Source organism: Streptomyces netropsis (assembly GCF_014203545.1).
In the GTDB taxonomy this organism is placed as follows: Bacteria; Actinomycetota; Actinomycetes; order Streptomycetales; family Streptomycetaceae; genus Streptomyces; species Streptomyces netropsis.
The window spans coordinates 88,272-100,985 of record NZ_JACHJG010000003.1 but is presented as its reverse complement, the minus strand read 5'-3'; the positions used below and the strand labels follow the sequence as shown (position 1 = coordinate 100,985).

Annotated in this window: 8 protein-coding genes; 2 read left to right on the top strand and 6 right to left on the bottom strand. The window is 70.6% G+C overall.

Going from position 1 to position 12,714, the window contains the following annotated elements; translation table 11 throughout:
- Positions 1-58: 58 nt before the first annotated feature.
- The 4 genes from FHS38_RS08240 to FHS38_RS08225 all read right to left on the bottom strand — a co-directional run bounded on the left by FHS38_RS08240 (position 59) and on the right by FHS38_RS08225 (position 6,839).
- On the bottom strand, positions 59-1,633 hold the full coding sequence (locus FHS38_RS08240) for a M4 family metallopeptidase (protein ID WP_184732400.1): 1,575 nt from the start codon (positions 1,631-1,633) through the stop codon (positions 59-61).
- Positions 1,634-1,897: 264 nt separating this feature from the next.
- Positions 1,898-4,165, bottom strand: a complete 2,268-nt coding sequence (locus tag FHS38_RS08235; protein WP_184732398.1) for a M4 family metallopeptidase — start codon at positions 4,163-4,165, stop codon at positions 1,898-1,900.
- 689 nt (positions 4,166-4,854) lie between these two features.
- A complete protein-coding gene (locus tag FHS38_RS08230; protein ID WP_184733362.1) occupies positions 4,855-5,553 on the bottom strand; it encodes a response regulator transcription factor in 699 nt (232 codons plus the stop codon).
- Positions 5,554-5,609: 56 nt separating this feature from the next.
- Positions 5,610-6,839: a sensor histidine kinase gene (locus tag FHS38_RS08225; RefSeq protein ID WP_184732396.1), complete on the bottom strand. Its 1,230-nt coding sequence runs from the start codon at positions 6,837-6,839 to the stop codon at positions 5,610-5,612.
- Between the two features lie 164 nt (positions 6,840-7,003).
- On the opposite strand from FHS38_RS08225, the gene FHS38_RS08220 reads away from it, so the two are divergent.
- Positions 7,004-7,342 (top strand): DUF4190 domain-containing protein, encoded by a 339-nt coding sequence (locus FHS38_RS08220; RefSeq protein ID WP_229822721.1) that lies wholly within the window; start codon positions 7,004-7,006, stop codon positions 7,340-7,342.
- Between the two features lie 5 nt (positions 7,343-7,347).
- Positions 7,348-8,847, top strand: coding sequence for an alpha/beta hydrolase (locus FHS38_RS08215; protein ID WP_184732394.1), 1,500 nt, complete (start codon positions 7,348-7,350; stop codon positions 8,845-8,847).
- Positions 8,848-8,898: 51 nt separating this feature from the next.
- On the opposite strand, the gene FHS38_RS08210 is transcribed toward FHS38_RS08215, so the two are convergent.
- Both FHS38_RS08210 and FHS38_RS08205 read right to left on the bottom strand, forming a co-directional pair.
- On the bottom strand, positions 8,899-10,752 hold the full coding sequence (locus FHS38_RS08210) for an ABC transporter ATP-binding protein (RefSeq protein WP_184732392.1): 1,854 nt from the start codon (positions 10,750-10,752) through the stop codon (positions 8,899-8,901).
- Positions 10,749-12,569, bottom strand: a complete 1,821-nt coding sequence (locus tag FHS38_RS08205) for an ABC transporter ATP-binding protein (protein ID WP_184732390.1) — start codon at positions 12,567-12,569, stop codon at positions 10,749-10,751. Before FHS38_RS08205 ends, FHS38_RS08210 begins: the two co-directional genes overlap by 4 nt.
- Positions 12,570-12,714: the final 145 nt, after the last annotated feature.

Below are 12,714 nucleotides of genomic sequence, written 5' to 3'. Positions count from 1 at the left end.
TGGCACGGCTCCCGCCGTGCGCACCGGGCGCTTTCCGGGTCAGGGAAGCGTCAGCGCGTCACTTGACGTTGACGCCGGTCCAGGCGGCGCCGACGGCCTTGTACTGGGCGCTGTTCTGCCCGTACAGCGCCTTGGCGGCCTTCAGGGTCGCCGCGCGGGCGCCCTTGTAGTTGGTCGTGGACGTCATGTACGTGGTCAGCGCCTTGTACCAGATCTTCTCGGCGGCGGCCCGGCCGATGCCCTTGACGGCCTTGCCGTCCTTGGTCGGGCTGTCGTACGTGACGCCGTTGATGGTCTTCTTGCCGCTGCCCTCGGACAGCAGGTAGAAGAAGTGGTTGGCGACGCCCGAGGAGTAGTGCACGTCGAGGTCGCCGAGCTTGGAGTTCCAGTAGTCGGGCGAGCCGCCGTCCTTGCTGGGCTTGTCCATGTAGCGCAGCGGGGTGCCGTCGCCGTTGATGTCGATCTTCTCGCCGACCAGGTAGTCGCCCTTGTCGGCGGCGTTCTTGGCGTAGAACTCGGTCGCGGCGGCGAAGATGTCGGAGGTGGCCTCGTTGAGGCCGCCGGACTCGCCGCTGTAGTTGAGCTTCGCCGTGGCGGAGGTGACGCCGTGGCTCATCTCGTGGGCCGCGACGTCGATCGAGGTGAGGGGCTTCTTGTCGCCCTCGCCGTCGCCGTAGGTCATGCAGAAGCAGTCGTCGTCCCAGAAGGCGTTGACGTACTCCTTGCCGTAGTGCACCCGGGAGTAGGCGGCCTTGCCGTCGTTCTTGATGCCCTTACGGCCCAGCACGTTCTTGTAGTAGTCCCAGGTGACGGCCGCGCCGTACTGGGCGTCGACGGCGGCGGTCTGGGCGATGGTCGGCTTGCCGTTGCCCCAGATGTCGTCGGCGTCGGTGAAGGTGGCGCCCCGGCCGTCCTCGGCGTGCTTGAGGTTGTAGACCATGTGGCCGCCGCGCGCGGTGTCCTTCAGCAGGAAGGACTTGCCGCTCTTGACCGAGCCGACCTTGACCTTGCCGCTGTACTGGCCGGTGCCGGTGCCGGTCACGACGGCCTGGAACTCGTAGAGCTTCTTGCCGGTCGTGGCGTCGGTGATGACGTGCAGCTTGCTGGGCGTGCCGTCGTGCTGCACACCGGTGACCACGGTCTCGTACGCCAGGACGGGCTTGCCGCTCGCGGCCCAGATCACCTTGCGCGGTGCCTTGTCGGTCTCGGCCGTCTTGCCGCCGGCCGTCTTCGCCGCGGCGAGCGCGTGCTTCTCGGCGGCGGGGGCCTTGATCTTCGGCGTGGTGGTGGGGACCTTGATGTCCGCGTCGGTGGCCTTGGTGACCTCTTCGACCTTGCCGTTCTTGGCCTGGTGGACGATCAGGTCGCCACCGAGCACCGGCAGACCGTCGAAGGTGCGCTCGTACCGGGTGTGGACCGTGCCGTCCGCGTCGGTGATGACGCCACGGGCGATCAGCTTCTCCTGGCCGCTCAGACCGAGGGTCTTGGTGTGGTCGCCCGCGCCGGGGGCGTCGGCGGCCTGGACCGATCCGGTGCTGAAGCCTGTGGCGAGCAGGGCCGCGGCGACCGTGGCGGCGCTGGCGGCGACGACACGGCGGTGACCGGAGCGGGATATGCGGGAGGTGTGGCGCACGCGGTACTCCTCTGACTGTGGGGTGCCGGGCGCCGGAGATCACGCCCAACTGCGCACAGTCTGCTCGAACTTGCGTGCGTTCTGCTGGGAATATTGAGGCTTGGGGGATTACTGTCCGGTAAAGATTCCTTCAACGCAGCATTGCGGGCGGGAAATACCGGACAAAACAGTGCAGCGGCGCCGCCCGGGGGAGTCGAACTCACCCCGGACGGCGCCTGGTTCAGTTGGTTCTCAGCCATGTGCGGGTGGCTGCGGAGCCGGGTCTCAGAAGGTGAGCTTCCAGCTGTCGATGTAACCGTCGTCGGCGGAGTAGACGTCCTGGACCTTCAGCTTCCAGGTGCCGGCGGCAGCCTTGCCGGAGGCGTTGACGGTGTACGAGGCGACGACGTCGGCGGCGGAGTCCCAGGCGTCGCTGTTCTTCAGCCGGTAGGCCGTACCGTCGGGGGCGACCAGGTCGATCTGGAGGTCACCGCGGTAGGTGTGCTTGATGTTGACGTCCACCTTGAGGGCGGACGGGGCGTTGCCGCTGCGGGTCACGACGACCGGCGAGGTCACGGCGTCACCGGCGTCCGGGATCGCCACGTCGGTGGTGTTCTCGAAGACGTTGCCGTCACCCGAGGTGTTGACCGTCCACTTGAAGGTGGCGGTGCCCGTCTTGCCGTTCGCGTCCTTGACCGTCACGGTCACGTTGCTGGTGCCGGCGGTGGTGACGGTGCCGGAGATCAGACCGGTGGAGGCGTTGATCGACAGGCCGGCCGGGAGCCCGGTGGCGGTGTAGTTCAGGGTGCCGGAGCCGGTGGCCTTGACCTGAAGGGACACGGCCTGGTTCAGCACGCTCACCTGGTCGCCGGGGCTGGTGACCGAGACACCGGTGGAGACCCGGGGGCCGACGTTGATGGCGGCCCAGGCGTTGGCGGTGTTGTTGTACGTCTCGCTGCCGACGCCGAACAGCTCACCGGCGGCCCACAGGGTCGCGTCCCGGGCGCCCGCGTAGTCGGTGTTGGACTGCATGCGCTGGGACAGGGCCTTGAACCAGATCTTCGCGGCGTTGTCCCGGCCGATGGCGGTCACCGGCAGCCCGTCGGAGGTCGGGGAGTCGTACTTGACCCCGTTGATCTCCTTCTGTCCGCTGCCCTCGGAGGCCAGGTAGAACCAGTGGTTGGCCGGGCCCGACGAGTAGTGCACGTCGATGCCGCCGAGGCCGGAGTACCAGGAGTCCTTGGACCGGGTGTCCTTGCTGGGCTTGTCCATGTAGCGCAGCGGGGTGCCGTTGCTGTTGATGTCGATCTTCTCGCCGACCAGGTAGTCGCCGACGTCCTGGGCGTTGTTGGCCCAGAACTCGACGGCGGCGGCGAAGATGTCCGAGGTGGCCTCGTTGAGGCCGCCGGACTCACCGCTGTAGACGAGCTTCGCGGTGTTCGAGGTGACGCCGTGCGTCATCTCGTGTGCGGCCACGTCGATCGAGGTGAGCGGCTTGGCGTTGCCACTGCCGTCGCCGTAGGTCATGCAGAAGCAGGCGTCGGACCAGAAGGCGTTGACGTAGTTGTTGCCGTAGTGGACCCGGCTGTACGCGCCCACGCCGTCGCCCTTGATGCCGTTGCGACCGTGCACGTTCTTGTAGTAGTCCCAGGTGAGCTGGGCGCCGTAGTGCGCGTCCACACCGGCGGTGGCCGGGTCGCTGTTCGTACCGTTGCCCCACACGTCGTCGGTGTCGGTGAAGAGCGTGCCGGTGCCGGACGTGCCCTTGTTCAGGTTGTACGTCTTGTGGCCGCCGCGCGAGGTGTCGTTGAGCTGGTACGAGCCGGAGGTCCCGATGGTGACCTTGCCGCTGTACTGGCTGTTGCCGGTGCCCTGCTGGACGCCCTGGAACTGGAAGAGCTTCTTGCCGGTCTTCGCGTCGCTGATGACGTGCAGCTCGTTGGGCGTGCCGTCGTGCTGGAGGCCGCCGACGACCGTCTCGTAGGCGAGGACGGGCTTGCCGCTCGCGGCCCAGATCACCTTGCGCGGCGCCCGGTCGGCCTTGGTGGCCTTCGAGCCCTGCGCCTTGGCCGCCTTGACGGCGTCCTTCTCGGCGCTGGCGGCGGCGAAGGACGCGGAGGTCGAGGCGATGGTCATCCGCGCCTTGGTGGCCTTGGCGACGGTCTTGAGCTTGCCGCCCTTGGCCGCGTCGACCACGAGGTCGCCGCCGAGCACGGGCAGGCCGTCGTAGGTGCGCTCGTACCGGGTGTGCGTGGTGCCGTCGGCGTCCTTGGTGACGTCCCGGACGACCAGCTTCTCCTTGGCGCCGAGGCCGAGGGACTTCGCGGTCGTCGCCTTGGTCGCGTTCGCGTCGCGTATCAGCTCCGCACGCTGCGACGGCGACAGCTTGACCGGCAGGGCGCCGGGGTCGGCCTTGGCGAGGATCTTCTGTCCCGAGCCCGCGTCGTCGGTGCGGGCGTTGGCGGAACCGGTCTGCACTCCGACGGCGAGCATCGCCGTGACGGCGACGAGCGCGCCGGTCGCGACGGCGCGTCGATGGGGGGTGGGTCTCACGCTGGCTCCTTCTGCGGTGGCCACGGTGGGCGTGGCCGGGGGTGACCGGGCGCCCAAGTGGCCGACCGGGCAGAGCGAGGCGGAACACGTGGAACGTCCCCGTACGCCGAGGCGGCCGCCCGGCGCTGTCGGGCGGGCGGGCGGTGGCTGCGGTGAACGGGGGTGTGGGGGCAGGCGGATGTACGGAAGGTCGACGCGAGGCCGAGAGGCTGTGGGGAAGCCGTGCGTCAGTGGAGGGAAGAGTGCCATCGCAGGCATGTACGTGTCAGGACTGTGGAACCAAGTTGGCCAAAATCCGTCCGTTGAGAAAAGACCGCGGTCCGGATAGCGGGCGGAAGCCGGTCGGCCGCCGCTCCCGCTGATCGGCACCGGACCCCTTGATCACCGTCGGTAAACATCCCGGACGGCATTCCGTCCAGGCGTGCGAACCGGCCATGGCCGCCCGACGGGGGCCGTGGCGCACGGGTGGCGCGTTTTCGCCGCCGTTGTGGGGTGGTTCCGCTTCGGTGGTCCGGGGCCGGTGTGTTTCAGTGCTATGAACGCTGCGTTTCCGGTGCCCGGGCGGGCGCGGTTCCCCAACGCGCGCCGTGCGAAACGGACTTGGTTCCCTGCGGCGGCCTGCCACTGGACGGCGACGACCACCGGCCTTCGAAGCCGGCGGGTTCCCCACCGGACGCATGTCAGGTGCGTCAGCCGGCGACCCCCGGCACCACCAGACCGGACTCGTACGCGATCACCACCGCGTGGGTCCGGTTCTGCGCGCCGAGCTTCGTCAGCACGTTCCCGACGTGGGTCTTGACCGTCTCCAGGCTCACCGTGAGCGACTCCGCGATCTCCGGGTTGGACAGACCGGTGGCCATCAACCGCAGCACCTCCTCCTCCCGGCCCGTCAGCGCCGCCTTCGGCAACGCCTCGGCGGAGCCCAGCGGACGGGCGGCGACCATCCGGCGCAATGCCGCCGGGAAGAGGATCGCCTCGCCCGCCGCCACCACCCGCACCGCCTCCGCGATCTGCCGGACCGGAAGGCGCTTGAGCACGAACCCACTGGCGCCCGCGCCGAGCGCGGCGGTGACGTAGCCGTCGTTCTCGAAGGTGGTGATCACTACGACCTTCGGCGGTTCGGCCGACTCGGCCAGCAGCTGCCGGGTGGCCTCGATCCCGTTGAGGCGCGGCATCCGTACGTCCATCAGGACCACGTCCGGCCGCAGCCGCCGCACCTGCTCGACCGCCTCGACGCCGTCGGCGGCCTCCCCGACCACGTCGATCCCGGGCTGTGCCGCGAGCAACATGCGCAGACCGCTGCGGGTCACCTCGTCGTCGTCCGCGATCAGGAGGGTGACGGGGGTGCCGGTAGGGCTGGTGGCGGGGGCGGTGCCGGTGCCGGTCATGACGGCTGAGCTCGCGTCAGGGCCGGTCGTGACGGTTTCGCTCGCGTCAGAGCCGATCATGCCGACAACCGTACCGGCAGCCGAACCGACAACCGCCAGTGCCGCGGCCCGTCCGGGCCGGCCTCGATCTCACCGTGCAGCAGCCGCACGCGCTCGGCCAGCCCGGGCAGGCCGTGCCCGGACGTCGGGAAGGCGCCCGGGCCCCTGCCCGTGCTCGTCCCCGCCCCGGTCCGGTTGACCACACCGAGCTCCAGTCCGTCCGACGCGGCCGCCACCCGGACCTCGATCGGACCGCCCGCCCCGTGCCGCAACGCGTTCGTCAGCCCCTCCTGAAGGATCCGGTACGCCGCCCGGGAGAGCGTCCCCTGCACCTGCGCCCACTCGCCCGACAGCTCCGGCTCCACCACCGCCCCCGCGTGCCGCAACCGGTCCAGCAGCTCGGGAAGGTCGGCCAGGGTCCGGGTCGGCGCCGTCCCCGCAGCCTCCTCGCGCAGCACGCCCAGCACGTAGTCCAGGTCCTCCAGTGCGGCCCGGGCCGACTCCTCGATGCTGCGCAGGGCGGCCCGCGCCGCCAACGGGTCGGCGGAGAGCACCTCGCCCGCCACCGCCGCCTGGATCGTGGTCGCCGTCAGCGTGTGCCCGATCGAGTCGTGCAACTCGTGGGCCAGTCGGTTGCGTTCGGCCAGCCGCAGCTCCCGCTCGGCCGCCAGCGCGAGCCGCTCGGCCGACGACGGCCCCAGCAGCCGGGGCGCCAACCACCGCAGGGCGTACGACACCCCCGCGCACACCACGGCGGCCGGCAGCAGGCAGCAGAGCGCCAGGACCCAGCTCCGCCAGCCGGGCTCCGACCGCACCGACCAGCCGAACAGGCTCAGTTCCGCCTCGGTACGCAGCCCGGTCACCGGGAGCGTCAGGCCCGCGATGACCAGCACACCGCTGACCAGCGCCCCCGCCCACCCCAACGCCACGTGCAGCAGCAGCCAGAGAGGGGTCCGCCAGCGGTCGGTGCCCGTTGCGACAGGGTCCGGCAACGGCACCCGCAGCAGTCGGCGGGCGAACGGGACCAGCGCCCGCCGCGTGGTGCGGGCGAGACCGACCGCAGCGATCAGTGCCGCCCAGATGAGGAGGGTCAGAACAGCCTGTACGCCATAAGGGGCGGATGGCCACGCGAGCGTCGGCAGCATGGCGAATGGCAGCAGCGGAATGCTCGCCAGCGCGCCGCAATAGGCGAACAGCATGCCCGAATACGTGGAGCCGCGCAGCAGCGGCCGGATTCCCCAGATCATGATTCGTCCAGTATGGCCGCGCAGGTCACCGGGGTGCCTCCCCCGATCGAGGGAGCAAATTCTCCCGCCTTCCCGCGATGTGTATCCGAGCCCCCTGAAGCCAGGATCGTGCCGTGCTGAACACGCGAACAAAAGAAGTCACAGCGACAGCGATAGCGACAGAGATGCCGGCGCCTCACACGGCATCGAGCAAGAACGGGATGGCCGGGGCCGCCCTGGTGCTCGGCGTCATCAGTCTGAGCACCTCGATCGTCTTCCTCGGCGGCCTGCTCGGCGTCATCGGCCTGGTCCTGGGCGCCGTGGCCCTGAAGACGGCCGGGCGGACCGGCACCGGGCGGGTCGCGGCCATCACCGGCATGGTGACGTCGGTCCTCGCGATCGCGGTCTCCGTCCTGGTCGCCGTCTTCTTCGTCTGGTACGCCAACAAGACGCAGGGGTGCTACCAGCCCGACAGTTTCCAGCAGTACAAGCAATGCGTCCGTCAGCACCTCACCGGGAAGTGACTCCGATGCGACACACACGAATGGCGTCCCTCATGGCCGTCGGTGCCGTGGCGGCTTTCCTTTCGGCGCCGACACCGGCGACAGCCCTTTCCACAGCCGATCCGACTGCGGCGAGGCAGAAGCTCCGATGGCAGCGCTGTGACACCGACAGCCCCGCCGCCTTTCAGTGCGCGACTCTCCAAGTGCCGTTGGATTACGGCGATCCCGGCGGCAAGAAGATCGACATCGCGGTGTCCCGGCTCAAGGCGAGCAGCGCGGCGGAACGGCGTGGTGTGCTTCTGCTCAACCCCGGCGGCCCCGGCGGTCCCGGCCTGAACCTGCCTGTCGACCCGGTGGTGAGCCTCTCCGGGAAAGTGAGGCGACAGTACGACCTGATCGGCTTCGACCCGAGGGGCGTCGGGCGCAGCTCCCCCGTCAGCTGCGGTCTGACCGAGGGCGAACAGGACCTGGAGCGCCCGTACAAGGCCGAGACCTTCGCGAAGGACGTGGAGTGGGCCCGTACGGTGGCCGACAAGTGCCGGACCGAGGCCGGTGACACGCTGCGCCACCTCACCACCCGCAACACCGCTCGTGACATGGACGTCATCCGTGCGGTGCTGGGCGAGAAGAAGATCTCCTACCTGGGGTTCTCCTACGGCACCTACCTCGGCGCCGTCTACACGCAGATGTTCCCCCGACGAACCGACCGGTTCGTGCTGGACAGTGCGACCGACCCCGCCCGGTACGGGCGGGGCATGTTCCAGGCGATGGCGGAGCGGGCCGATCCCGCCTTCACCCGATGGACCGAATGGACCGCCCGGCGGCACACCACGTACGAACTGGGCACGACCCCGGCCGAGGTCCGCAAGGCCTTCTGGGACCTCGTCGCCCAGGCCGACCGCACACCCATCGCCCAGGGCGGCACCCTCTTCACCGGTGACGCCATCCGCGCTCAGCGCGCCATGTTCTCCCGTGTGGAGAAAGCCGCCACATGGGTCGCCGAGCTGAAGAAGACGGCCGAGGGCAGTAAGCCGGCCCCGTCCGGCACGCCCGGGCAGGCCCCGAGCTCCCTCCCGCCGGCGTCCGGCCGTGACGTTCCCCCGGACAACGAAGCCGCGAGCGCCTGGGCCGTCCTCTGCGCCGACACCCGCACGTCGTGGCCGAGCGATCCCGAGCAGTACCGCCGCGACGCGATCCGCGACAAGGCCCGGTACCCGCTGTCCGGCGATCTCGATTCCAGCATCAAGCCGTGTGCCTTCTGGAAGCCGGGCAGCGAGCCCCGGACCACAGTGAACAACCAGGTCCCCGCCCTCATCCTGCAGAACGAGTGGGACCCCGCAACACCCCCGGCCGGCGGCCAGGCCATGCACCGGGCCCTGCGCGGCTCCCGGATGGTCACCGTCGCCGGCGGAGAGGGGCACATCGTCAACGGCACCAACTCCTGCGCGGACAAGAGCGCCACGGTCTACCTGACCACGGGCAGGCTCCCGGCCCAGGACCTGACCTGCCACGCGCCGGCCGGGTAGCAGGAGCCCGTCCGCTGTCCCTCACCACGCGGAACCCACCCTGCGCCGCGGTCAGACCAGACTGTCCCGCCACGCGCGGTGCAGGGCGGCGAAACGGCCGTCCCCGGCGGTCAGTTCGGCAGGGGTGCCGTCCTCCACGACCCGGCCGTCGGCCATCACCAGGACCCGGTCCGCGATCTCCACCGTCGACAGCCGGTGCGCGATGACCACCGCCGTACGGCCGCGCAGCACCGTGCGCATCGCGCGCTGCACCGCACGCTCGCCGGGGACGTCCAGCGAGGACGTCGCCTCGTCGAGGACGATGACCGCCGGGTCGGCCAGCAAGGCCCGGGCGAAGCCGACCAGTTGGCGCTGGCCGGCGGAGATGCGGCCGCCGCGCTTGCGGACGTCCGTGTCGTAGCCGTCCGGCAGGGCCGTGATGAAGTCGTGGGCGCCGATGGCCTTCGCCGCGCCCTCGATGTCCTCGCGGGTGGCCCCGGGGCGGCCGATGGCGATGTTGTCCGCCACCGTGCCGGAGAACAGGAAGGCCTCCTGCGTCACCATCACCACCGCGCGGCGCAGCTCGGCCCCGGACAGCTCGCGCAGGGGGACGCCGTCCAGCAGGACACGGCCCTCGGTGGGGTCGTAGAACCGGGCCAGCAGCTTGGCGAGCGTGGACTTGCCGGCGCCCGTGGAGCCCACCACGGCCACCGTCCGCCCGGCGGCGAGGGTGAGGTCGAAGCGGGGCAGCACCTCGCCGCCCGTGCGGTAGGCGAAACGCACCCCGTCGAAGACGACCTCGCGGCCCGGCCGACCGGACGGGCGCTCCGGCAGGGGCCGGGGACCGGCCGGCTCGGGCACGGAGGGCCGCTGGGCGAGCAGCCCCGCGATCTTCTCCAGGGAGGCGGCGGCGGACTGATAGGCGTTGAGGAACATCCCGAGCCGGTCGATCGGGTCGTACAGCCGCCGCAGGTACATCACCGACGCCGCCAGCACCCCGAGCGCCAGCCCGCCGGACGCCACCCGGTACGCGCCCCACAGCACGATCGCGGCCAGCGCGGCGTTGGCCGCCAGCCGGGCGGAGACCACATAACGGGCCATCTCCAGCATCACTGCGCCGTTGGCCCGCAGATGGCGCTCGTTGAGCAGCCGGAAGTCCGCCTCGTTGACCCGCTCGCGACGGAACGCCTGGACGGGCCGGATGCCGTTCATCGTCTCGCTGAACTTCACGATGACGGCCGCGATCGCCGTGGACCGCTTGCCGTACACCAGCCGGGAGCGGCGCTGGTAGGAGCGCACGAACAGATACAGCGGGCAGAAGGAGACCATCGCCGCGGCGCCCAGGCCCCAGTCCAGGTAGAGCAGCATCGCGGAGACGTACACCACGGACAGGAGGACGCCCATCAGCTCCTGGAGGCCGTCGTTCAGCAGCTCGCGGATCGACTCGACGTCGGTGGTGGCGCGGGAGACGATCCGGCCGGAGGTGTAGCGCTCGTGGAAGTCGACGCTGAGCGTCTGCGCGTGCCGGAAGATCCGGCCGCGCAGATCCAGCAGGGCGCCCTGGCCGATGCGGGCCGCGAGCCGGACGAAGGCGAGCTGCAACAGCCCGGCGGCCAGCGCACAGATCACATACCCGGTGCCGACGGCGACGAGCGGACCGTAGTCGTGGCGGCGCACGGCGGGCACACCGTGGTCGATGGCGTACGCGACGAGCAGCGGGCCCGCCTGCACCGCGGCCTGCTGGAGCAGCAGCAGGACGACGGCGAGCCGCACCCGGCCCCGGGCGGGGGTGAGCAGCGAGCGCAGCAGGGCACGGGAGGCGCCCTTGGGGGTGGGCAGCACGTCCCGGTCGAAGGGGTCGCCCACGGGCTCGGCGCCCTTGCCCTTCTTCCCGGCGGCCGGCCGGCCGGAGACATCGGTGGTCATCGCGGAGAGCCTCCGTCCCGCTCGCGGCCCTCGGATTCCTCGTGGCCGGACATGAGCGACGCGTACTCCTCGTTGCCGTGCAGCAGTTCGTGGTGGGTGCCGACCGCCGCGATCCGGCCCCGTGAGAGCAGCGCGACGCGGTCGGCGAGCAGCACCGTCGACGGGCGGTGGGCGACGACGAGGGCCGTCGTGGTCGCCAGCACCTCGCGCAGCGCCGCCTCGACCGCCGCCTCGGTGTGCACGTCGAGCGCCGACAGGGGGTCGTCGAGGATGAGGAAGCGCGGGTTGCCGACGACCGCCCGGGCCAGCGCCAGCCGCTGCCGCTGCCCGCCGGAGAGACTGAGCCCCTGCTCCCCGACCTGGGTGCGGTGCCCGTCGGGGAGGCCGTCCACGAAGTCGGCCTGGGCGACGGCCAGAGCACGCTTCAGATCGGACTCGCCCGCGCCCTCCGCGCCCATCAGGACGTTCTCGCCGACGGAGGCGGAGAAGAGGGTGGGCTCCTCGAAGGCGACGGAGACGAGCCCGCGCAGCCGTTCGCGGGACAGCGCGGTGACGTCCTCACCGTCGAGGGTGATGCGACCGGCCGTCGCCTCGTGCAACCGGGGGATCAGTGCGGTCAGCGTGGTCTTGCCGCTGCCCGTGGTGCCGACGAGAGCCATGGTCTCGCCGGGCCGGATGTGCAGATCGACCCCCCGGAGGACGGGCGGGGCGTCCGGCGGCGCGTCGGGATAGCGGAACTCGACACCGTCGAGACGCAGACCGCGGTCCTGCGCCCCCGGCTTCCCCGGCGGTGACGTCGGCCCGGGGGCGGCCTCCGCGACGTCCATCACCTCGAAGAAACGGTCCGCAGCCGTGGCGGTCTCATTGGTCATCGCGAGCAGGAAGCCGAGCGACTCGACCGGCCAGCGCAGCGCCAGCGCCGTGGACAGGAACGCCACGAGCGTGCCCGCCGACAGCTCGCCGTCCGCGACCTGCACCACCCCGAGCAGCAACGCCGCCCCGATCGCCAGCTCGGGCAACACCATGATCAGCGCCCAGAGCGTCCCCAGCAGGCCCGCCTTGCCCAGCTCCGTCGCGCGCAGCCGCTCGGACAGGGCCCCGAAGGCCCGCTCCTGACCCCGGTGCTGGCCGAACCCCTTGATGATGCGGATGCCGAGGACGCTCTCCTCGACGATCGTGGTCACATCGCCCACCTGGTCCTGCGCGGTGCGCGCGGCCTGGGAATAGCGCTCCTCGAAGAACCAGCACAGCACGACCAGCGGTGCCACGGGCGCGAGCAGCACCAGCCCCAGCGTCCACTGCTGCGCCAGCAGAATGACGAAGCCCACCACGATCGTCGTGGCGTTGACCAACAGGAAGGTCAGCGGAAACGCCAGGAACATCCGCATCAGCATCAGATCGGTCGTGCCGCGCGAGAGCAACTGCCCGGAGGACCAACGGTCGTGGAAGGCGACGGGCAGCCGTTGCAGATGACGGAAGAGCGCAGCCCGCATGTCCGCCTCGACCCGCGCCAGCGGCCGCGCCACCAACACCCGTCGCACCCAGAACAACACCGCCTCCGCGGCCCCGAGCACCAGCAGCACCACGCCGCCCAGCCACACCCCGGACGGATCCCGATCGGCGACGGGCCCGTCCACGATCCACTTGAGCGCGAGCGGAATGACGAGCCCCAGACACGACGCCACCACCCCCACGAACGCCGCCCCGACCAGCCGTCCCCGCACCGGCCGTACATACGGCCACAGGCGTAACAGCGAGCGCACGGCGGAGCGCCGCTCGGGCGGACGGGTCTCCGTGGTCGTGGTCGTCACAGTCATCACCGGCGAGCGTACGGTTCCCCACTGACAAGGCCCACTCGGTTTTTGTACCTAGGACTCAGGTTCGTGGTAAACGTCGAGTTGTTCGATTCGTGCGGAAACCAGGGCGAGTTGAGGGGTGGGGCGCAATGCGTGGTGTTCGTGG